Here is a 20,356-nt window from a genome sequence, read left to right on the forward strand (position 1 = left end):
CCGGGCCGCATGGAGCAGCACCGCACGGAACCCTCGCTGCCGTCGGCCCGGGGCCGGATCTCCGCAGCCGTCGAGGAGTACCTGCTCGGCGCGGGACCGCTGCCGAGCGACGCGAACATCACCGGCGCACCCGCCTACGGCGACGACCTCCAGCTCGCCCTGTACCTGTGCTACGAACTGCACTACCGAGGCTTCGCGGGCGTGCCTCCGGACCATGAGTGGGACCCGGATCTGCTGCGCCTCCGCGCGGTGCTGGAGCACCGCTTCCTGTCCGCCCTGCGCGCGGACACCCCGGTCCACGACACCGTCGACGGCTCGCTGGCGGAGATCCTCGTCGAGCCCGTCAACGGCTCGGGGGTCACCCATTACCTCTGCGACGAGGGCGAGTTGTGGCAGCTGCGCGAGTACGCGGCCCAGCGTTCCCTGTACCACCTCAAGGAGGCCGACCCGCACGCCTGGGTGCTGCCGCGGCTGTCGGGCCGGGCCAAGTCGGCCATGGCGGCGGTGGAGTTCGACGAGTACGGCGGGGGCCGACCCGAGCGGCTCCACGCGCGCCTGTTCGCCGACCTGATGACGGACCTCGGCCTGGACCCGACGTACGGCCGCTACCTCGACGTCGCCTCCGCCGACACCTTGGCCACGGTGAACCTGATGTCCCTCCTCGGCCTGCACCGGTCCCTGCGGGGCGCCCTGGTGGGCCACTTCGCGGCGGTCGAGATCACGTCGTCGCCCGGCTCCCAGCGACTCGCCGAAGCCCTGCGCCGCACCGGAGCCGGTCCCGCCGCCGTGTCCTTCTACGACGAGCACGTCGAAGCCGACGCGGTCCACGAGCAGGTCGTACGCCACGATGTGATCGGCGGGCTGCTGGAGGCGGAACCACACCTCGCGGCGGACGTGGCCTTCGGCGTCGACGTCACCGGACACCTGGAGGACCGTCTCGCCACCGCCCTGCTCACGGAGTGGCGCGCGGGCCGGTCGTCACTCCGGAGACCGCTGGGGCATGACATATCCGGTATCTCATGAAATCAGGGGTACCTGGAACGCATGAATGCTCTGGCGTTTCCGCTCGCCCCACCCGGCGTGTACGCCCCGCAGGATGACACCGCCATGCTTGCCGGAGCCCTGGCCCAGGAACGGCTCCCGCCGAATGCGGAGGTCCTCGACGTGGGCACCGGGACGGGTGCGCTGGCGCTCCAGGCCGCGCGCCGGGGCACCCGGGTGACCGCGGTGGACGTGTCATGGCGGGCGGTGTGGACCGCACGGCTGAACGCCCGCCTGGCGGGACTTACGGTCCGTATCCGGCACGGGGATCTCTTCGCCCCGGTGCGCGAGCAGACCTTCGACCTCATCCTCGCCAACCCGCCGTACGTACCGGCACCCGACGCCCGCCCGCGCCCTCGCGGCGGGGCGCGGTCGTGGGACGCGGGCCGCGACGGCCGGTTCGTCCTCGACCCGCTCTGCCGGGACGCACCCGCCCTGCTGCGCCCGGGCGGAGTCCTGCTGGTCGTGCACTCCGCGCTGAGCTGCCCCGGCCGTACCCTCGCTCATCTGCGTGGATCAGGCCTGAGGACCACCGTGACACTGCGGCGCCGCATCGCATTCGGCCCGGTACTGCGCACCCGGCAGGGCTGGCTGCGCGAGCAGTGCCTGCTGACCGCGGCCCAGGACAGGGAAGAGCTGGTGGTCATCCGTGCCGAACGCCCCCGCTGACCGGCCGCGTCGCCTCACCTTCCACGATCCGGGCCCACTCCTCGTGGACGGACCGGTCGAGGTGGAACTGGAGGACGGCACCACCGTCACCTCCGACCGCTTCCGGGTCGCCCTGTGCACCTGCCGGCGCAGCCGCCGTTACCCCTGGTGCGACACGAGCCACCGCAGCCGTATTCGGCGTACACCCGAGGATTGACCAAAAGTCAACGCCCGGACGGGAAATTCACCAGGTCGGGTGAACCAGATCTTGCGGGCCGCTCCACAGGGATGGTCAAGACCGCGCCGGGGTACCTACGGAGATCGAATGCGCCCCCTGTCGAGGTGGAGCAGACATGACGCCGGAAGCAGACGACCGCGCCCGCGAGCCGGCCGAGGGCGCGGTCGTGGACGCCTTCAGGGCGGCGCGGCCCGCGCCGAACGGTCATGCCCGGACCCGTGCGCACGGCCCGTTCACCGTGGTCGAGGCGGCCGGTGACATCGATCTGGCGACCGCGGGATTCCTCGCGGAGCATCTCGATGCGGCGACCGCTGGACCGGAGCCGGATGTGCTGGCCGATCTGCGCGGCGTGGACTTCTTCGACTGCTCCGGCCTGCGTGTGCTGTGCCGGGCCGAGGAACGCGCCGCGGCGCGCGGTGGCCGGCTGCGGATCGTCGCGGACGATGCACGGCTGCGCCGGCTGCTGCGCGCATCGGGCCTGCTGGACCGGTTCCCTCCGCTTCCTGCCATCCCGGAGGAACGGGAGTGATCGAGGGCCGGCGGGCGGCCCCACTCCGCCCGCCGGCCTTGTGCGAGATCACAGGGGCCCCGTCACAGGGTCCGCACTCCCCAGCTACGTGCCCTGCTGGTGATCACGGGGGCCGTGCGATCCCGGTCCCTCAGAACGTGAAGACGCTCGTCCCGTAGGAGTTCTTCACGCACTCGTTGGAGAAGGTGCGCTCATAGGAGACGCGCTTGCCCTGCCAGACGCCGTCGACGGTGACGACCACCGGGTCGTACTGCTTGGTGCACAGCACTCCGTCTCTGCTCTTCAGAGCGTCGAAGTCACCGTCCGTGCCGCGTAGTTCGGCACAGGCGTCCGCGGCGGCCGGATGGGTGCCGGAGGCCTTCGGGGCGCAGGTCAGGGTGACCGCGCGTTCCGGGGTGACGGTGGCCGCGCTCTCGCCGTGGCCGGCGGTGAGTACCAGCGCCGAGGGGGCGTAGAGCGAGGCGGGGGCGGCCGGGGTGGCGAGCGCGGCCCCGGTGAGGGGCCCGCAGACGGCAGTGGCCGTGAGGCCGAGGGTCGCTGCCCAGCGCGCGGTGTTCCGCATTGTGTGCATCCTTCCGCTTGAAAGAGAGGGTGTGCCTCAGCCGGCTCGATCGGTGCCGGATCGGCGAGCGCGAGTCTGCCGAGTCCGCCGCCGGAGGTCACATCGGACCCATGGGTTTCAGTAACCTTGCGTGTTGAATCAGTGGCGTGAAGTCACGGAATTCGAACGTTCCAAGCCCACAACCAAGCCACTCTTGATCGTCGAAAGCGCTTGAGTGGCCGGTTTCCCGGTGCTCGTTAATCGTCCTGAAACATTCCGGTTCAGCCCTGGGCGCACCCCGCCGTGGCCTCTTGCCTTCACGTCCGAATGGAGTAATCGTCATTACATGATTACGACAGAGCAACGAGAGAAGCTGCGCGGCTGGTTCGCCGGCCGACTGCCCGACGACCTCTTCGAAGAGCTGGTCGAGGTGACGGTGGACCGCGAGGAGATCACCGTGATCGGCCGGATCCCCGAACCGCGCCTGGCGGAGGACGCCCCGGCGGCCGAGCGGGAGGCGGCCGTGCAGGGCCGGATCGAGGAGTTCCGGGAGCGCACCCGCGAGTCCCGGATCGCGGTGGCCCGCGAGGCCGAGCACCGGTTCCGCCGGAAGGTGTCCTGGGGCGTGGAGTGCGGCGGTGAGCGCGCCCTGTTCACGCATATCGCCGCGCCGGTCATGACCCGGCTGCGCCAGCCCGAACGTCAGGTCCTGGACACGCTCATCGCCGGCGGCGTCGCCCGCAGCCGCAGCGACGCCCTCGCCTGGTGCGTACGCCTGGTCCAGCGGCACACCGACGACTGGCTCGCCGAACTCAGGGACTCCCTGGAGCACGTCCAGCGGGTGCGCGCCCAGGGACCCGACACGCAGCCCGAGGACACCCCGGCGGACGGCGAGTAGGGAGGCAATGGAGGAATCGTCCCGTCACGGCCCGAAAGATGGATGAACCGTCCTCTGGTGCACGTCACGCACACCGCCTTACCGTCTGCTGACCCCCAAGAGGACGGCATCCGTTCCCGTCGCACACCCCTGCGACCGCGACCGCCCGCCCCTCCCCCGTGCCACCGCGCCACCCCACGCGCTCCACCGCCGTCCCCTCGCTGGAGCCCCCTTGTCCCCGCAGCCCGAGCCCGTCCCCTCCCCCACGACGCCACCGTCCCTCACCGAAGTCGAGACCCACGGCGTCGACCGCATCCCCGACGCGGACCGCACCGCGACCCCGCTCGACCTGTTCCGCCTCGCCTTCGGCGGCGCCAACACCTTCTCCACCTGTGTCCTCGGCGCGTTCCCGATCCTGTTCGGCCTGTCCTTCTGGCAGGGGCTCGCCGCCACGCTCCTCGGCGTGGTCGTCGGTGCGCTGATCCTGTGCCCGATGGCCGTGTTCGGCCCGGTCAACGGCACGAACAACGCCGTCTCGTCCTCCGCGCACCTGGGCGTCCACGGACGCGTGGTCGGCTCGTTCCTGTCCCTGCTCACGGCCATCGCCTTCTTCTCGATCTCCGTGTGGAGCTCCGGCGACGCCCTGGTCGGCGGTGCGCACCGGCTGTTCGGCCTGGAGCGCTCCACGCCGTCGTACGTCATCGCGTACGCGCTGTTCGCGGGACTGGTCCTCGCGGTCTGTGTCTACGGCTTCCGGTTCATGCTGTTCGTCAACAAGGTCGCCGTGACCTCGGCGACCGCGCTCTTCCTGGTCGGCGCGATCGCGTTCGCCGGTGACTTCGACCCGTCGTACGCCGGTGTCTTCACGGACTCCGCGGACGCCGCGACGCGGTCGCTGTTCTGGCCGTCGTTCATCGGCGCGGCCTTGATCGTGCTGTCCAACCCGGTGTCGTTCGGGGCGTTCCTGGGCGACTGGTCGCGCTACATCCCCGCGAGCACACCGCGCCGCAGGGTGATCGGCGCGGCGTTCCTGTCGCAGATCGCGACGCTGCTGCCGTTCGTCTTCGGTCTGGCGACCGCGAGCATCATCGCCACGAAGGCGCCGGAGTACGTCGATCCGGCCGCCCCCGACTTCGTGGGCGGGCTGCTGGCGATCTCGCCGGGCTGGTTCTTCCTGCCGGTCTGTCTGCTGGCGCTGATCGGCGGCATGTCGACGGGCACGACGGCGCTGTACGGCACCGGTCTTGACTTCTCCTCCGTCTTCCCGCGGCTGTCCCGGGTGCAGGCGACGCTGCTGGTCGGCGCGTCGTCGATCGCCTTCATCTTCGTCGGCCGGTTCGGTCTCGACATCGTGCGCTCCATCTCGACCTTCGCCACCGTGATCGTCACCTGCACCACCCCCTGGATGGTCGTGATGATGCTGGGCTTCCACACCCGGCGCGGCTGGTACGACCCGGACGCGCTCCAGGTCTTCAACCGCCGCCAGCGCGGCGGCCGTTACTGGTTCGCGCACGGCTGGAACTGGCGCGGCATGACCGCCTGGTGGGTCTCCGCACTGCTCGGCGTGCTGTTCACCAACATCCCGGGCCAGTTCGTCGGCCCGCTCGGCGATCTGGCGAACGGCGTCGACATCAGCCTGCCGCTGGCACTGGTCGTGGCCGCGGTGCTGTTCCTGACGCTGCTGCGGCTGTTCCCGGAGCCGCGCGCGGTGTACGGGCCTGAGGGTGCGCGGCTCGCGCGGACGGTCGACACACCGGTGCTGCCGATCACCGGGCCGGACGCTCCGCAGAACGACGCGCCGTTGTCAGACCCCCCGACTACGTTGCGGGCATGACTCAATTCGTGTTGGTGGCAGGAGCCCGGCTCGGAGCGTGGGCGTGGGACGAGGTGGCGGCCGAGCTGCGTGCGGCCGGTCATGAGGTGCATGCGCTGACCCTGACCGGCCTCGCGGAGAAGCAGGGTGTGCCGGCGGGGCAGCAGACCCATGTCCAGGACATCGTCTCGGAGGTCGAGCGCCTCGATCTGCGGGATGTCGTCCTGGTCGGGCACAGCTACGCGGGAATCCCGGTGGGGCAGGCCGCCGAGCGCATCGGCGACCGGCTGGCCCGTGTGGTGTTCGTCGACTCCAACGTCCCGGTCGACGGAGAGAACTTCCTGTCGGGCTGGCCGAGCGAGCACGTACGCCAGGAGATCGCCGCGCACGACGGCTTTTGGCCGTCGGCGGGTGCCGACGACTACGCGGGCCAGGGCCTGACGGACGAGCAGATCGCCCGCATCGTGGCCGGCCAGACACCGCACCCGGGCGCGACGCTGACCGAACCGGCCGTCCTGAAGCGCCCGATCGCCGAGCTGCCGGCGACGTACATCAAGTGCCTGCTCGACGGCGAAGAGCCGATGGACGCGGTGGCCGAGGCGCTCAAGAGCGACCGCTGGGACCTCGTCCGGATGGACACCGGCCACTGGCCGATGTTCTCCCAGCCGCGCGAACTCGCCCGCGTCCTGCACGAGTCGGCGACCCGACCCTGATCGTCCCGTCCTGCCTACCGGTCGGTATGGTCTGCGTACTGCGCGTTCTCAGCGACGAGAGGCAGGATGCAGGAGATGGGCAAGCACTGGGCCGACTTCCAGTACGAGATCTACCTCAACGGCATGTCGGGCGCCGTACCCCGGCTGCCCACCGATCTGACCCGGCTGGAGGAGCTGACCGAGCAGCGGCTCGGCCCCGGCCCGGTCGGCTATGTGGCGGGCAGCGCCGGCGACGGAAGCACGGCCCGCGCCAACCGGGCCGCTTTGCAGCGCCGCCGGATCGTGCCGCGCATGCTGCGGGACGTGCACGAGCGGGATCTGTCGGTCGAGGTGCTGGGCCGCGCGCTGCCCGCCCCGTTGGCGCTGGCGCCGGTCGGCGTGCTGTCGATCATGCACCCGGACGCTGAGCCGGCCGCTGCCCGTGCTGCCGCCGCGCAGGGTGTGCCGTACATCCTGTCGTCCGCGTCGAGTACGCCGATCGAGCAGGTCGCCGAGGCGATGGGCGACGCCGAGCGGTGGTTCCAGCTGTACTGGGCCAAGGACCGCGAGGTGACCCGGAGTTTCCTGAGCCGCGCCAAGGCGAGCGGGTTCTCGGTGTTGGTCGTCACGCTGGACACGCCGATGCTGGCGTGGCGGCCCCGCGACCTCGACCAGGCGTTTCTGCCGTTCCTGCACGGCGTGGGCACCGCCAACTACTTCTCGGACCCGGCGTTCCAGTCGGGTCTGGCCAAGCCGGTGCACGAGGATCCGAACGCCGCGGTGATGCACTTCGTCGGCATGTTCGCGGATCCCGGCAAGACCTGGCCTGACCTGGCGTTCCTCCGGGAGAACTGGGACGGCCCGATCGTCCTCAAGGGCATCCTGCACCCCGACGACGCCCGGCTCGCCGCCGACGCCGGGATGGACGGGGTCGTGGTGTCCAACCATGGCGGCCGCCAAGTCGCGGGTTCCGTCGCTGCGGCCGACGCGCTGCCCCGGGTCGTCGAGGCCGTCGGCGACCGGCTGACCGTCCTCTTCGACAGCGGGGTGCGCACCGGCGACGACGTCTTCAAGGCGCTCGCGCTCGGCGCGCGGGCGGTGCTGGTCGGACGGCCGTACGTCTACGGGCTCGGCCTCGACGGACAGGCGGGCGTCGAGCATGTGATCCGCTGTCTGCTCGCCGAGTTCGACCTCACGCTCGCCCTGTCCGGACACGCCACCCCCGCCACGGTGGGCCCCGCCGACCTCATCGAGGACCCCGCATGACCGACGCGAAGAAGAACGTCCTCGCCGTCGTCGCACCCCACGTCGGCGGCCGGGCGACCGGAGCCGGACTCGCCACTCTCCTCCCCAGCGAGGCGCACGTCACCGTCGTCGAGGCCGCCGACGAGGACCCCGCCGCCCTGCGCGCGGCGCATGTCATCGTCACGGCACTCGCCCCGGTGACCGCCGAACACCTCGCCGCCGCACCGGAGTTGGAGCTGGTGCAGTGCGCCAGCCACGGCTTCGACTACGTCGACGTGACGGCCGCCCGCGCCCGCGACGTGCCCGTCTGCACGATCGGCTCCAGCGGCGCCGAGGCGCAGAACGTCGCCGAGCAGACCTTCGCCCTCATGCTCGCCCTGGCCAAGCAGCTGATCCCCGCGCACACCGCCCTCGTCGAGGCCGACTGGGCGCTCCCCCGGCTGCAGCGTTCCCTCACCGAGCTGTCCGGCAAGACCCTCGGCATCGTGGGCCTGGGGCAGATCGGGCAGGAAGTCGCCCGGCGCGCGGTCGCGTTCGACATGACCGTCGTCTACGCCGGGCGGCGCCGCGTACCGCCGGAGACGGAGGCCAGTCTCGGCGGCGCCCGTCATGTGCCGCTCGACGAGTTGCTGCGCACGGCCGACTACGTCTCCCTGCACACGCCCCTCACCGAGGAGACCCGGCAGTTGCTGCACGCCGAACGCCTCGCGCTCCTGAAGCCGACCGCGTTCGTGATCAACACTGCCCGGGGTGCCCTGATCGACCAGGCCGCCCTCGCCGACGCGCTGGAGCGGGGCGCGCTGGCCGGGGCGGGCATCGACGTCTTCGACCCGGAACCGCCCACCCCGGCCCTGCGTCTGCTCAAGGCCCCGAACGTGGTGCTCTCCCCGCATGCCGCGGGGGTCACCCGGGAGACGCTGGTCCGGATCGCGCTGGCCGCCGTCCAGAACGTGGCCGGATTCCTGGCGGGCAACCCCCCACGGGACGTGGTGAGTTAGCGGGAGCCGCGCCCCTCAGGCCGTCCGGCCGGAGAGCCGGGTGGGCGGCACGGAGGGGGCGGCGGTCCCGGCGATCGACAGCGACCCGGTGTCGGCCGTCGCCTGGTCGGTCAGCCAGCGCTGCTCGGTGGAACCGTCACGGACCTTGACGACGATGTCGGCGCCCTCGTCCTCGGTGGTGGACGTCAGCGCGAGTCCCTCCTGCCAGCGGGCCAGCAACTCGCCCCGCACGGTCAGGTCGTAGCGGACGTCGTCGCCGCGCTCGGAGTCCTCGGGGGCACAGGTGCCGAGGATGACGACACCGGCGTCAGCACGCGAGTCCAGGCACAGGCCCGGGTCGGCCACGCTGCGCAGCAGTCCGTCGGCTTCGTACGACCACTGCTGGGTCTCGTCGGACGAGCAGGCGGCCAGTTCGGTCCCGGCGCCGGCCTTGGCCTCGCCGCGGATGTCCAGGCACAGATTCGCGGCCTCGTTGCGCAGCGTGGACCGCAGTGGTGCGGTGGGGAGTTGGGCGGTGCCCGGCCGGGTGGCCGTTCCCGGGGCGCCGGTCGCGGCGGCGGACTCGGTCGGCTCGGTTCCGCCGTCCGGAGCCCACAGGCTGGAGACCAGCACGCCCGCCAAGAGCCCGGCGGAGGCGATGCCCACGCTCGTGAGCAGCGCCCGGGTGGGCCGCGGAGCCTCGGCGACACGACGGCGGGCCGGCGCGGGGATGCGGGACAGGATCCGCTGGCGCGCCCTGCCGTGCCGGCCGGAGCCGCGTGCCCGCGTGCCCTGCTCGGCGCGGCCGGGACGGGAGTCGAGGTATCGGCGCGCGCCCCAGCCGAGCACGGCCTCGGCGAGCAGCACACCCAATCCGCCCTCGAAATGACTCAGCTGTTCGGCGGCGAAACGGCAGTAGCGGCACTCTCCGAGATGCTGCTGGACATCCGGAAGCAGTGCGCCGCCCCGGCGGATCGGGACATCGAGGAGTCGGTTGTAGAAGCGGCAATCCTTGCTCGGCGCGAGTTCCCGATGAGCATGTACACAGCCCTCGCGGAATTTTTCACGCGCCTGTTCGAGAGCGGCCGTCGCGGTGTCGATGTCCATGCCCAGCAGTCCGGCGGGAACGGTTATCGGTTCCGCCTCGACCTCGGTGTGCCACAGCAGACACCGCGCGAGTCCGGGAAGGGCGTGGAATGAACGCTCGGCCAGCTTGCGATTTTCCGGCGTCATGGACTTCGCGGCACGCATACCGCGGCCGCCGGCGGGTTTCACCAAATCCGGCAGAACACCGGATATTCGCTCCTCGGCAGACCACTGTCCGACGGTGTCCCGCACGGCCACGAGGAACCGCGGGCGCACCGCGTCGGCCGGCTCGCCCAGCGCCAGCCGGTCGAGAACCTGGTGAAATGCGGCAGCGGTGACCATGGAGGCGACGTCGGACTTCGAGGCGAGGCAGATGACCGCGTATTCGTGAGCGGGTCGCCAGTGCCGCGCCATCAGCAGCGCGACGGACGGGGAGGCCTCGACGTCCGTGCGGCCTCTCAGCCGGGTGGCGAGGCCCTCGTCGGATTCTGCGGGAACCCCGCCGGGCGGGGGGTAGGGCGGGCGAGGGGGGTGGGGGGTGGGCACTGAGCGGATTCCTTCCCACGCGCAGGTGACTCTCAGATGTTCTGGTCGCCGAAAAAGGAACTCAGTGTTGGTGCGTACCTTTTGGGCGACGACGCGGGGAGCATGAATTCACGAGTGCCGATCCGGCCCTGTTCCCCCCAGGACGAATGCGACTCCGCCAATGCCCCCCGCATGCGCTGTTCACCCTTGCACAACACACTCATGACCAACAAGGCACTCGGGCAACATCCGCCTCGTTGAAAGAAAGTCAGAAGCGGTCGCAACTCGCCTCTGGGCACCTGTTTTCCCGTTTTTCCATGCGCCCCGTGTGAATCGGGCGCACTCGCCGGTGCGCCGCGCACGCTCCCTCGCGCACGCCCCCGCGTAGTCCACTGGAGGCGGCCCACCTCGGAAGGCCACGCGCAGGACGGCGGCTCTTCTGCGCGAACCCGGCCGCCGGCCCTGCTCCTCCCGCCCTCGGCCGGCGGCATCGGGGCGGGCGGCCCTTGCGCCGTCCAGCCGTGTCAGATCTGCCAGGAGCGCAGCCGGTCGGCGGCGCCGTAGACGTCCGCCTTGCCGGAGATCAGGTCGCGGGCGAGGTCGACGAGGGCGCCGTAGGGCGGGTCGATACCGACGTCGCTGACGAACATGTAGGCCACGGCGGTGGCGCAGGCGAAGCGGGCGTTGGCCGCCGGCAGCGGCTTGAGCAGGGCGAGGGTGTGCAGCAGGGCGGCGGCCCGCCAGGCCGGGTCGGAGTCCACGCCGAGGCGCGGCGGGTCGACGCGATGACGGGCGACGGCGGCGACCAGGGCCGAGAAGTCGTTGATGGTCGGCTGGTCGGGCAGGACCTCTTCGTGGCGCTGGAGCAGCCACGGGACGTCGATGTGGACGACGGGAGCCATCGGTCAGGCGACCCGCCCCTCGCCCTTGATGGCTGGTTCGTCGTCGGGGAAGGCGGCCGCGAATTCGTCGGCGTGGGCCGCGAAGAAGCGGCGGAAGGCCTCCGCGCCCTCCTGGAGGGCACGGTGGCGGGCTATGTCGGCGGCTGCGGCCTCACGCACGAGGGCCTTCATCGACGTACCCCGCTCCTTGGCGATCTGCCGCAGGTCCTCCAGTTCGCGGTCACTGAACTCCACGTTGAGGGCTGGCATGCATTTCAGGGTACCGCGCGGGTACTGACTCGTAAATACCGCCAGGTCACAGCGTCAACAGCGCGGTACCACAAGGTCGGAACGCCATGTCTGATTCCCGCCGGACGCGGCGCGGACGGGGCGGCAGACTCGGAAGCGAGAGCACGACGAACGAACCGCACAGGACGGTGACCATCTCATGACGCTCACCACGGACCGGGCCCGCCGCCGCGTCGACGGGACGGACTGGGCCGCCCTCGCCGAGGAACTGGACGCGTACGGCAGCGGGCGGACGGGCCGGCTGCTGACTCCGGCGGAGTGCCGCGACCTGGCGGCGCTGTACGAGAAGCCGGAGCTGTTCCGGACCACCGTCGACATGGCACGGCACCGCTTCGGCTCGGGCGAGTACCGCTACTTCACCCATGACCTGCCCGCCCCGGTGGCCACCCTGCGCGCCGCGCTCTATCCGCGTCTGCTGCCGATCGCCCGTGACTGGGCGGCCCGGCTGGACCGCCCGGCGCCGTGGCCGGACTCGCTCGACGAGTGGCTGGAGCGCTGCCACTCGGCCGGACAGGACCGGTCGGCGCAGATCCTGCTGCGCTACGGGGAGGGCGACTGGAACGCGCTGCACCGTGATGTGTTCGGCGAGATGCTCTTCCCGCTCCAGGTGGTCGTCGGACTCGACGCGTACGGCACCGACTACACCGGCGGCGAGTTCCTGATGGTGGAGCAGCGGCCCAGGGCCCAGTCGCGGGGCACCGCCACCGCGCTCGAGCAGGGCCACGGTCTGGTCTTCACGACCCGGGACCGGCCCGTGCGCACCCGACGCGGCTGGTCGGCCGGGGCGATGCGGCACGGGGTGAGCCCGGTGCGTTCCGGCCGCCGGCACTCGCTGGGGCTCGTCTTTCACGACGCGTCCTGAGCCCGGCACGGGCGAGTGGTGAGACGTAGGTCACAATTCGGCCGTCGATGTCACAGTCCGGCCCCCTGCGGCCCTCGCAGTAGTGAGCGCACCACTGCGGAGGCCTGTTCATGTCCGAGTTCCCTGTGCCCGACACCGACGAGCGACTCAGCGTGGCGACCGGAGTCTTCGTCGACCACCGTGAGCTGTTGTTCGGCCTCGTCTACAACATCCTGGGCAGTGTCGCCGACACCGAGGACGTGCTCCAGGAGACCTGGCTGTCCTGGACGGCTCGGGGCCGGGGCCGCGATCTCGACGGAATCGACAACCCCCGGGCCTATCTGGTCCGTATCGCCGTCAACCACGCGCTGGGACGGCGCGCCGCGATCAACCGCTCCCGTGAGACCTACGTCGGTCCCTGGCTGCCGGAGCCGCTGGTCGCCGACGACGGCGCCGACGATCCCGCGCTGCGCACCGAGTCCGTGTCGCTGGCGATGCTGGTCGTGCTGGAGTCGCTCACGCCGCTGGAACGCGCGGTGTTCGTGCTCAACGAGGTGTTCGGGTACGCCCACACCGAGATAGCGGAGCTGATCGACCGCACCCCGGCGGCCGTACGGCAGCTGGCGCATCGGGCGCGGGCGCATGTGCACGCGCGGCGGCCGCTGTATCAGGCGCATCCGCGGGTGCGCCGGGAGGCGACCGAGCGGTTCGTGCAGGCGGCCCTCGGCGGGGACATCGCCGCGCTGATGGAGATCCTCGCACCGGACGTGACGGTGTGGTCGGACGGTGGCGGCAAGCGCAGGGGCGCGGCACTGCGCCCGGTGCACGGCCGGGAGAAGGCGGTCCGCCTCATCGGCTCGCTCAGCGCCCGGGGTGCCGCGCAGGGCCTCGAACTGCGCTACCGCCGGGTCAACGGCGACGAGGCGATGGTGCTGTTCCAGGGCGACGAGCCCTACGCGGTGATGGTCATGGACCTCACGCCCGAGGGCGACCGGGTGTCCGGCGTCTACATCGTCGCCAATCCCGACAAGCTCACGCACGTCCACAAGGAGGAGGAGTGACCACCACCGTGCGGCCCGGGAAGGGCGAGCGGCTCGCCGACTGGTTCGACGGCCGCCTCGGCACCCACACGCTCGGCAAGAAGTACCTGCGGAAGGTCTTTCCCGACCACTGGTCGTTCCTGCTCGGCGAAGTCTGCCTGTACAGCTTCATCGTGCTGATCCTCACCGGCGTGTGGCTCACCTTCTTCTTCCATCCGTCGATGAACGAGGTGGTGTACCACGGCAGTTACGTCCCGCTGAACGGCGTCCGGATGTCCGAGGCGTACGCCTCCACATTGGAGATCAGCTTCGATGTGCGCGGCGGGCTGCTGATGCGGCAGTTGCACCACTGGGCGGCGCTGATCTTCGTGGCCGCGATGCTGACGCACATGATGCGGCACTTCTTCACGGGTTCGTTCCGCAAGCCGCGTGAGATCAACTGGCTGTTCGGCTGGTCCCTGCTGTTCCTCGGCCTGTTCGAGGGCCTGATGGGCTACTCGCTGCCGGACGACCTGCTGTCGGGGACGGGGATGCGGTTCGTCGAGGGCGCGCTGCTGTCGGTGCCGATCGTGGGGACGTATCTGACGATGTTCCTGTTCGGCGGCGAGTTCCCGGGCGACGACATCGTGGCCCGCTTCTACTCGCTGCACATCCTGGTGGTCCCGGGCATCATGGCCGCGCTGGTGGTGGCGCACATCCTGCTGGTCTTCTACCACAAGCACACGCAGTTCGCGGGCCCCGGCCGCACCGAGCGCAATGTCGTCGGCTCGCCCTTCATGCCGGTGTACATGGCGAAGGCGGGCGGCTTCTTCTTCCTGGTCTTCGGTGTCCTCACGCTGATCGCGGCGATCGCGACGATCAACCCGGTCTGGCAGTACGGCCCCTTCCGCGCCGATCAGGTCTCCACGGGCGCCCAGCCGGACTGGTACCTGGGGTTCGCGGAGGGTCTGGTCCGGGTGATGCCGGGCTGGGAGATCAATCTGTGGGGTCACACGCTGGTCATGGGTGTGCTGATCCCGGTCGTCGTCTTCCCGCTCCTGCTGCTCTTCATCGGCGTGTATCCGTTCCTGGAGGCCCGGATCACCGGCGACAAGCGGGAACACCACCTCCTGGACCGCCCGCGCAACCGCCCTGTGCGTACGGGCATCGGCGCGGCCTGGATCAGCCTCTATCTGATCCTGCTGGCGGGCGGCGGCAATGACATCGTGGCCACCCGGCTCCATCTGTCGATCAACACGGTCACGTGGGCGGTGCGGATCGCCGTGTTCGTGGTCCCGGTGGTCGTCTTCGTCGTCACCCGGCGCATCTGCTTGGGCCTCCAGCTCCGCGACAAGGAGCTGGTGGCGCACGGCCGGGAGACCGGTGTGATCAAGCGGCTGCCGCACGGCGAGTACGTCGAGGTGCACCAGCCGCTCGATCAGGCCCGGCTCCACACCCTGACCGCCCATGAGCGGCCAGGGGAACCGGTGGAGGTGGAGCGGGCGAGCCTCAGCCCTGATCCGCCACGAAAGACGCCATCCGGGTCAGGGCGGAGTTCCAGTTGATGGTGTGCTCGTTCGTCGACCAGGACTGGATGTCGTCGACGTAGCAGAACTGGCCGACGCAGCCCTGGAGTTTGCTCTGTGCGTAGGGGTCCTGGATGCTCGAGTTGGGGCCTCCGGCGAGCGTGCCCTTCGGCGGGTTCGGCAGCTTCGGGTCGAGCTGGTGGGCGTACCAACGGCTGTGCTGGTTGCGGGCGTCGACCTCGCCGTAGCCGGTGACGTAGGAGATGTTCAGCGCGTTGCGGCCGAGGATGTAGTCCATGCTCTGCAGCGCGCCGTCGCGGTACTTCGAGGCGCCGGTGAGGTCGTAGGCGGTGGCGATGACGACCGCGTTGTGCAGGATCTGGTGGTTGGAGCCCCAGTCGTAGAGGTTGCCTTCGGGGGCGTACGGCATGCCGTACGGGTGTGACTTCAGGGTGGCCAGGTAGGTGTCGGCGCCCTTGATCACCGACTGGCGCACCTTGTCCCGGCCGGGCAGCTTGCTCGGGACGGTCGCCAGGTCCAGTCGTCCGGCGGCGGCCGTCCTGGCCCAGTCGTAGCCGAGGGGGCCGTAGATGTCGGCCGTGTGGACCGGCGAGTTCAGGATGTGCTTCTCGAACTCCTTCTGGCCGGTGGTGAGATACAGCTCGGCGGCGGCCCAGTAGAACTCGTCGGTCGCGTCCGTGTCGGGGTAGGCGCCGCCTCCGGTGCCGTCGTTCGGATCGGGGTGGACCGCCGGGTGCGCGAGCGCCGCGGACCAGGCCTTCCGGGCGGCCGCCAGTGCCTCGGTCGCGAACTGGCGGTCGTACGGCCGGTACAGCCGTGCCGCCTGCGCGGCCGTCGCCGCCAGGTTCAGGGTCGCCTCGGTCGTCGGCGGGTGCAGTTCGCGCTTCTGCGGATCGTCGCTGGGCAGCAGGGGCAGGCCGGTCCACTGCTCGTCGTGCATCTTGTGGTGGGCCATGCCCGCGAGCGGCTGCCCGTCCGGCACCTGCATCTTCAGCAGGAACTCCACCTCCCAGCGGGCCTCGTCGAGGATGTCCGGCACCTTGTTGCCGCTCTCCGGTATGGCGAGCGAGCCGTCGCCGAGCTTCGCCGGGTGACCGGTGCGGGCCAGCAGGGAGCGTTCGTAGGTGCTGAGCACCTCCCAGGTGGAGATGCCGCCGTTGACGACGTACTTGCCGTGGTCGCCGGCGTCGTACCAGCCGCCGGTCACGTCGAGCGTGTAGTCGCAGACGCCGGGCTGGCAGGGGACGTTCGCGTCGCCCTGGTTGGGCGCGACGTTCACATGGCCGGCGGGGCGTCCGTAGCCGGGCCGCAGGTCGTCGCGGATCGCGATGCCGCTGCGCTGCGTGTAGTAGTACTTCACCGCGTCCACGCGCAGCTGCTCATAGGCGCGCGCGTCGATGTCGAACGGGCGGCTCGTCTCCCCGTCGGCGACCAGCGTGAAGCCCTGACCGCGCGCTCGGTAGCCGCCGAAGTCGATCGAGTGGACGTTCTGCGCGGACGACACGTCGGTGCCGCGCGGCACGGTCCAGCCGTGGGCGACCGTCGTCCCGGCGGCGTTCTTGAGCTGCCAGGGCAGCTTGCCGGTGGCGTCGGTGACCAGCGTGGCGTTCTTGGGCCCTGCGGGCAGATAGGCGACCTGGTTGACCCGCACGCGCGGCCCGGTGTCCGGCTCGTACGGCTCCGGCTCCACCCCGCCCAGCAGCGACACGTCGTCCATGCAGAACCGCCAGTCGTCCGGCTGGCCGCCGAGCTGGAAGCCGACCTGGCCCTGGGTGGTGTCGACGGGCGAAGTGAACGTGTAGGCATACGAGTCGCCGGAGACGCTCAGCTGCGGGCTCACCTCGAACCAGGTGTCGTACGGAGCCACCGACAGCCCCACGATCGCACGCACCACATGGCCCTCGGGCGCGCCGTTCGCGGTGAAGGAGATCCGGTACGACTCCCCCTTCACCAGGGTGATGTCGTTCTGGCCGACGGCCGCGTCCCAGCGGTTGGCGGTGCCTCCCGGCACGTCCGCGCAGAGCTGTCCGCCGGACAGACCGGCGGTGACGTTGGTCGTCGTCCACCAGGGATCGGTGGTGGTGTCGAAGGTGCCGTTCTTGAGTTGCTCGACCTCGTCGGCTGCGGCGGGCAGCGCGGTGAGCGCCGCCGCCAGCAGGGCCGTCAGGGACAACAGGGCGGTTCTGCGTCGTTTCACGTCTGGGCTCCTCGGGAGAGGTACGGGTGACGCTACCGGCGTGGGAGCGCTCCCAGATGCGGGCGCGAACCATGCTTGTGGGAGAGTTGACGGCACGTCAACGGTCCGGACGGGACTGGTTGGACACCGTCCCGTCCGGACCACGCGGGCCGATCAGCCGGCCGGAGCCTCCAGCCTGCTGATGCGTACCGCCCCCCGGGCCTCGCCCGGATGACCACTCGTCATGGTGAGCCGCAGCCGGGAGCCCCGTACGGCGTCAAAAGTGATCACGGTCGGTTCGTCCGAGGCGCCGGCCCAGTCGACGGCCGCCCCGTCGACCGGCTCATACCGGCGGCCGTCCCACACCGCGACCTCGACCGACGCGGGCAGCGAGTGCGTCGAGTCCACGGTGAACGAGACCTCCACCCGGTCCAGGGTCCGCAACCGCCCCCAGTCGACGGAGACCCAGTCCTCCTCCCGGGCCCCGTCGAAGGCGGGCAGCAGGGGCGTGGCGGCCTTGAAGAAGGCGTTGGACCAGCCGGTGGACGGGTCGCCGTCGAGCATCGCGGCGGGCAGTGTGTCGGGGCGGCCCGAGTAACTGGCGTCCGCGTAGGGGTGGTTCGGGGGCGCCGGATGGTCGGGCTTGAACGTCGCCGCGGGGGTGGTCGCCGCCGACGGGGCAGGAGTGGTGCGCACTGACGCCGTGCCCGCGCGCAGACCTTCCGCCCGTGCCGTCACCTTCAGCGTGCTCGCCTTCGTACCGGACCGGACCATCGCGAGCGCCTTGCCGTGGAAGGCCGTCCGGGTACGGGCCTGATAGCGCTCGGCACTCTCCTGCCGGCCGTTGTCGAGCCCGGCGAGGGAGCCGCCGGTCACGTCGAAGGTGATCAGGTGCTCGGCGTCGGGCACGACCACGCCGCGGGCGTCGACGACCTCGGCGGTGAGGAAGACCAGCGAACGGCCGTCGGCGGCAAGGGACTTGCGGTCAGGCGTGAGTCGTACGGCATACGGCTTTCCGGCCGTGCGCAGCACGTCCGTGGCGACCACCTTGCCGTCGCTGCGCGCCACCGCCTTCAACTCGCCGGGCGCATACGGCACTTTCCAGGTCAGATGGAGCTTGCCCGCGCTGCCGTTCGGGCTGGTGTAACTGCCGGGGTAGGGGCCGTCGGTGAAGGTCTTGTCGTCGCCGGTGGCCTCCGTGGTCTCCAGGTAGGCGCGGCCGTCGACGGCCTTCTTCGTGTCGAAGCGCCGTACGCCCTGGGACGTGCCGTTGAGGAACAGCTCGACGGTGTCGACGTTGGCGTACGCCCACACCTCTACGACATCCCCCGGTGCGTGGTTCCAGGTCATGGGCAGCAGATGCACCATCGGCCTGCTGATCCACTGACTCTGGAACAGGTAGTACATGTCCTTCGGGAAGCCCGCCGTGTCGACCGCGCCGAAGAAGGACGCCTTCACCGGGAAGACGTCGTACGGCGTGGGCTCCCCGATGTAGTCGATGCCCGACCACAGGAACTGGCCCGTGAACCACTTCCGGTCGCGGTCCTTCTTGTGGCCGTACTCGCCGCTCATGGTCCAGGAGGCGAGGTTGTTGTCGTAGGAGGAGGTCGCCCGCTTGCCGGGGGTGTAGTTCTCGCCGGTGTTGAGGCGCTCGGGCTCCTGGTAGGTGCCGCGGGTGGAGGTCTCGGAGGAGGACTCCGACTCGAAGAGGAACAAGTGGGGGTAGGCGGCGTGGAGTTGGTCGACGGACTTGGCGGTGTTGTAGTTCAGGCCGAGCCCGTCGAGCTTGGCCAGCATCAGGTCGGCGGCCGAGCCCTTGGCCGGGAGGCGGCGGTATTTGTCGGAGCCGATGACGAGGGGGCGGGTGTCGTCGGCGGCCTTGATGGCGGCGATGATGCGGTCCGCCATGGCGAGTCCGGCGGTGGTGGTGGAGTCGGGGACCTCGTTGCCGATGGACCACATGATGACGGCGGGCGAGTTGCGGGCGGCCAGGACCATTTCGGTGGTGTCCTTCTCGCACCACTCGTCGAAGAACCGGCCGTAGTCGTAGCGGTTCTTGCCGGTGCGCCAGCAGTCGAAGTTCTCCACCAGCATCACCACGCCCAGTTCCTCGCAGACCTGGATGACCTCCGGCGCGGGCGGGTTGTGCGAGGTGCGCAGGGCGTTGACGCCCATCGACTTCATGATCACCATCTGTCTGCGCACCGCGTCCTTGCTGACCGCCGCGCCGAGCGCGCCCAGGTCGTGGTGCAGGTCGACGCCCTTGAGCTTGGCGGGGACTCCGTTGAGCTGGAAGCCCTCGTCCGGGTCGATGCGGAAGGTGCGGATACCGAAGGGGGTGCGGTAGGTGTCGATCGTCTTGCCGTCGATACGGAGTTCGGTGTGGAGGGTGTAGCGGTGCGGGTCCGTGAAGCCCCACAACCTGGGTCTCTCGACGGTGAGTTCGTGGGTCTGCGTCGTCCGGTCGTCGACGGAGACGGTGGTGGACGTCCGGGCGACCGTACGGCCGTCGGCGTCGACGGCCCGCGATCTCACCTCGACCTCCTGAACGTCGCCCGACTCGTTGAGCACGGACGTGCGCACCCGTACGACGGCCCGCTCCTCGGTGATCTCCGGTGTGGTGACGTAGGTGCCCCAGCGCTCCACGTGCACCGGCTCGGTGACCACCAGCCGGGCCTCGCGGTAGATGCCGCTGCCCGAGTACCAGCGGCTGCTGGGGAGTTGGTTCTGCACCTTGACCGCGAGGACGTTCTCGGTGGTGCCGTCGGTGTGCAGGAGGTCGGTGAGGTCGAAGGCGAAGCCGGTGTAGCCGTAGGGGTGACGGCCGACTTCCCTGCCGTTGCAGTAGACGTACGCGTCCATGTAGACGCCGTCGAACTCCACCGAGATCCGGCGGCCGGCGAAGGCGGGCGGCAGGGTGAAGGCGAGGCGGTACCAGCCGAGGCCGCCGGGGAGGAAGCCGGTGCCGCTGGTCGTGCCGTGCTCGGTGGTCGGGGACTGCTCGATGCTCCAGTCATGGGGGACCGCGACCTCACGCCAGTCCGAGTCGTCGTATGCGGGTGCGGCGGCGTCGGCGTAGGCGCCGGTCGGGTCGGTGATGCCGCCCGGGTTGACCAGCGCGAAGCGCCAGCCGTCGCGCAGGGCGACGGTACGGCGGCCGGATGCGCCCGCGACCGCCTCGGCGGCCCGTGCCACCGGGGTGGCCAGAAGCACCCCGGCCGCGGGTGCGGTCGTAGAGGCGATCAAAACCGATCTGCGAGTGACCGTCATGGCGGCTCTCCCTCATCAGGGCCCAGAAGTACTCACAACTGATCGTGAACAAACAGATTCTGACGGTGGGCCACATGAGGCCGTCAAGGGGCGCGTGAGGT

The 20,356-nt window shown here is 70.4% G+C and carries 18 protein-coding genes; 12 read left to right on the forward strand and 6 right to left on the reverse strand.

The genetic code is table 11. The annotated features are described in order from the left end of the window. Positions 1 to 9 precede the first annotated feature (9 nt). The 4 genes from ACTWQO_RS12645 (at position 10) to ACTWQO_RS12660 (ending at position 2,456) form a co-directional block, all read left to right on the forward strand. Positions 10 to 1,023 carry an iron-containing redox enzyme family protein gene (locus ACTWQO_RS12645; RefSeq protein ID WP_443237356.1) on the forward strand — a complete coding sequence of 338 codons (1,014 nt, stop codon included), beginning with the start codon at positions 10 to 12 and terminating at the stop codon, positions 1,021 to 1,023. A 21-nt stretch (positions 1,024 to 1,044) separates the two neighbouring features. Continuing rightward, positions 1,045 to 1,710 carry a HemK2/MTQ2 family protein methyltransferase gene (locus ACTWQO_RS12650; protein ID WP_443237357.1) on the forward strand — a complete coding sequence of 222 codons (666 nt, stop codon included), beginning with the start codon at positions 1,045 to 1,047 and terminating at the stop codon, positions 1,708 to 1,710. Continuing rightward, positions 1,691 to 1,906, forward strand: coding sequence for a CDGSH iron-sulfur domain-containing protein (locus tag ACTWQO_RS12655; protein ID WP_443237358.1), 216 nt, complete (start codon positions 1,691 to 1,693; stop codon positions 1,904 to 1,906). Before ACTWQO_RS12650 ends, ACTWQO_RS12655 begins: the two co-directional genes overlap by 20 nt. Positions 1,907 to 2,042: 136 nt before the next feature. Further along, positions 2,043 to 2,456 carry an STAS domain-containing protein gene (locus ACTWQO_RS12660; protein ID WP_443237359.1) on the forward strand — a complete coding sequence of 138 codons (414 nt, stop codon included), beginning with the start codon at positions 2,043 to 2,045 and terminating at the stop codon, positions 2,454 to 2,456. A 130-nt stretch (positions 2,457 to 2,586) separates the two neighbouring features. Here the strand turns inward: ACTWQO_RS12660 and ACTWQO_RS12665 are convergent, their stop codons facing one another. Continuing rightward, positions 2,587 to 3,018, reverse strand: a complete 432-nt coding sequence (locus tag ACTWQO_RS12665; protein ID WP_443237360.1) for a protease inhibitor — start codon at positions 3,016 to 3,018, stop codon at positions 2,587 to 2,589. A 325-nt stretch (positions 3,019 to 3,343) separates the two neighbouring features. Here ACTWQO_RS12665 and ACTWQO_RS12670 point away from each other — a divergent pair, with 325 nt between their 5' ends. From ACTWQO_RS12670 to ACTWQO_RS12690, 5 genes are all read left to right on the forward strand, one after another. Next, the gene (locus tag ACTWQO_RS12670; protein ID WP_443237361.1) at positions 3,344 to 3,895 is read left to right on the forward strand and encodes a hypothetical protein; all 552 of its coding nucleotides are present in this window, start codon (positions 3,344 to 3,346) and stop codon (positions 3,893 to 3,895) included. Between the two features lie 211 nt (positions 3,896 to 4,106). Continuing rightward, positions 4,107 to 5,708, forward strand: coding sequence for a purine-cytosine permease family protein (locus ACTWQO_RS12675; RefSeq protein ID WP_443237362.1), 1,602 nt, complete (start codon positions 4,107 to 4,109; stop codon positions 5,706 to 5,708). After that, positions 5,705 to 6,400 (forward strand): alpha/beta fold hydrolase, encoded by a 696-nt coding sequence (locus ACTWQO_RS12680; RefSeq protein WP_443237363.1) that lies wholly within the window; start codon positions 5,705 to 5,707, stop codon positions 6,398 to 6,400. The genes ACTWQO_RS12675 and ACTWQO_RS12680 overlap by 4 nt, the downstream gene beginning before the upstream one ends. Before the next feature lie 75 nt (positions 6,401 to 6,475). Further along, complete coding sequence (locus tag ACTWQO_RS12685; protein ID WP_443237364.1) at positions 6,476 to 7,645, forward strand: lactate 2-monooxygenase; 1,170 nt, start codon at positions 6,476 to 6,478, stop codon at positions 7,643 to 7,645. Next, positions 7,642 to 8,622 (forward strand): 2-hydroxyacid dehydrogenase, encoded by a 981-nt coding sequence (locus ACTWQO_RS12690; RefSeq protein ID WP_443237365.1) that lies wholly within the window; start codon positions 7,642 to 7,644, stop codon positions 8,620 to 8,622. Before ACTWQO_RS12685 ends, ACTWQO_RS12690 begins: the two co-directional genes overlap by 4 nt. A gap of 15 nt (positions 8,623 to 8,637) precedes the next feature. On the opposite strand, the gene ACTWQO_RS12695 is transcribed toward ACTWQO_RS12690, so the two are convergent. The 3 genes from ACTWQO_RS12695 to ACTWQO_RS12705 all read right to left on the reverse strand — a co-directional run bounded on the left by ACTWQO_RS12695 (position 8,638) and on the right by ACTWQO_RS12705 (position 11,363). Next, on the reverse strand, positions 8,638 to 10,233 hold the full coding sequence (locus ACTWQO_RS12695; protein WP_443237366.1) for an RICIN domain-containing protein: 1,596 nt from the start codon (positions 10,231 to 10,233) through the stop codon (positions 8,638 to 8,640). A gap of 503 nt (positions 10,234 to 10,736) precedes the next feature. Further along, positions 10,737 to 11,114, reverse strand: a complete 378-nt coding sequence (locus ACTWQO_RS12700) for a toxin Doc (protein ID WP_443237367.1) — start codon at positions 11,112 to 11,114, stop codon at positions 10,737 to 10,739. A gap of 3 nt (positions 11,115 to 11,117) precedes the next feature. Further along, a complete protein-coding gene (locus ACTWQO_RS12705) occupies positions 11,118 to 11,363 on the reverse strand; it encodes a hypothetical protein (protein WP_443237368.1) in 246 nt (81 codons plus the stop codon). A gap of 178 nt (positions 11,364 to 11,541) precedes the next feature. Between ACTWQO_RS12705 and ACTWQO_RS12710 the strand changes: the two genes are divergently transcribed. The 3 genes from ACTWQO_RS12710 (at position 11,542) to qcrB (ending at position 14,827) form a co-directional block, all read left to right on the forward strand. Then, positions 11,542 to 12,264: a 2OG-Fe(II) oxygenase gene (locus ACTWQO_RS12710; RefSeq protein WP_443237369.1), complete on the forward strand. Its 723-nt coding sequence runs from the start codon at positions 11,542 to 11,544 to the stop codon at positions 12,262 to 12,264. A gap of 110 nt (positions 12,265 to 12,374) precedes the next feature. Beyond that, positions 12,375 to 13,304, forward strand: a complete 930-nt coding sequence (sigJ, locus tag ACTWQO_RS12715) for an RNA polymerase sigma factor SigJ (protein ID WP_443237370.1) — start codon at positions 12,375 to 12,377, stop codon at positions 13,302 to 13,304. Continuing rightward, positions 13,301 to 14,827, forward strand: a complete 1,527-nt coding sequence (gene qcrB / locus ACTWQO_RS12720) for a cytochrome bc1 complex cytochrome b subunit (RefSeq protein ID WP_443237371.1) — start codon at positions 13,301 to 13,303, stop codon at positions 14,825 to 14,827. The genes sigJ and qcrB overlap by 4 nt, the downstream gene beginning before the upstream one ends. On the opposite strand, the gene ACTWQO_RS12725 is transcribed toward qcrB, so the two are convergent. Next, positions 14,772 to 17,006 (reverse strand): glycoside hydrolase family 9 protein, encoded by a 2,235-nt coding sequence (locus ACTWQO_RS12725; protein WP_443237372.1) that lies wholly within the window; start codon positions 17,004 to 17,006, stop codon positions 14,772 to 14,774. The genes qcrB and ACTWQO_RS12725 overlap by 56 nt on opposite strands. Positions 17,007 to 17,159: 153 nt before the next feature. Next, positions 17,160 to 20,255 (reverse strand): glycoside hydrolase family 2 TIM barrel-domain containing protein, encoded by a 3,096-nt coding sequence (locus ACTWQO_RS12730; RefSeq protein ID WP_443237373.1) that lies wholly within the window; start codon positions 20,253 to 20,255, stop codon positions 17,160 to 17,162. Positions 20,256 to 20,356 lie beyond the last annotated feature (101 nt).

The organism is Streptomyces sp. 4N124, assembly GCF_052245395.1.
Lineage (GTDB): Bacteria > Actinomycetota > Actinomycetes > Streptomycetales > Streptomycetaceae > Streptomyces.

What these genes read in the sequence shown, in the direction of transcription:
- ACTWQO_RS12690 (WP_443237365.1), top strand. Translation starts at nt 7,642, where the DNA reads ATGACCGACGCGAAGAAGAACGTCCTCGCCGTCGTCGCACCCCACGTC.
- sigJ (WP_443237370.1), top strand. Translation starts at nt 12,375, where the DNA reads ATGTCCGAGTTCCCTGTGCCCGACACCGACGAGCGACTCAGCGTGGCG.
- ACTWQO_RS12710 (WP_443237369.1), top strand. Translation starts at nt 11,542, where the DNA reads ATGACGCTCACCACGGACCGGGCCCGCCGCCGCGTCGACGGGACGGAC.
- ACTWQO_RS12685 (WP_443237364.1), top strand. Translation starts at nt 6,476, where the DNA reads ATGGGCAAGCACTGGGCCGACTTCCAGTACGAGATCTACCTCAACGGC.
- ACTWQO_RS12665 (WP_443237360.1), bottom strand. Translation starts at nt 3,018, where the DNA reads ATGCGGAACACCGCGCGCTGGGCAGCGACCCTCGGCCTCACGGCCACT.
- ACTWQO_RS12660 (WP_443237359.1), top strand. Translation starts at nt 2,043, where the DNA reads ATGACGCCGGAAGCAGACGACCGCGCCCGCGAGCCGGCCGAGGGCGCG.
- ACTWQO_RS12705 (WP_443237368.1), bottom strand. Translation starts at nt 11,363, where the DNA reads ATGCCAGCCCTCAACGTGGAGTTCAGTGACCGCGAACTGGAGGACCTG.
- ACTWQO_RS12730 (WP_443237373.1), bottom strand. Translation starts at nt 20,255, where the DNA reads ATGACGGTCACTCGCAGATCGGTTTTGATCGCCTCTACGACCGCACCC.
- ACTWQO_RS12645 (WP_443237356.1), top strand. Translation starts at nt 10, where the DNA reads ATGGAGCAGCACCGCACGGAACCCTCGCTGCCGTCGGCCCGGGGCCGG.
- ACTWQO_RS12700 (WP_443237367.1), bottom strand. Translation starts at nt 11,114, where the DNA reads ATGGCTCCCGTCGTCCACATCGACGTCCCGTGGCTGCTCCAGCGCCAC.
- ACTWQO_RS12650 (WP_443237357.1), top strand. Translation starts at nt 1,045, where the DNA reads ATGAATGCTCTGGCGTTTCCGCTCGCCCCACCCGGCGTGTACGCCCCG.
- ACTWQO_RS12680 (WP_443237363.1), top strand. Translation starts at nt 5,705, where the DNA reads ATGACTCAATTCGTGTTGGTGGCAGGAGCCCGGCTCGGAGCGTGGGCG.
- ACTWQO_RS12670 (WP_443237361.1), top strand. Translation starts at nt 3,344, where the DNA reads ATGATTACGACAGAGCAACGAGAGAAGCTGCGCGGCTGGTTCGCCGGC.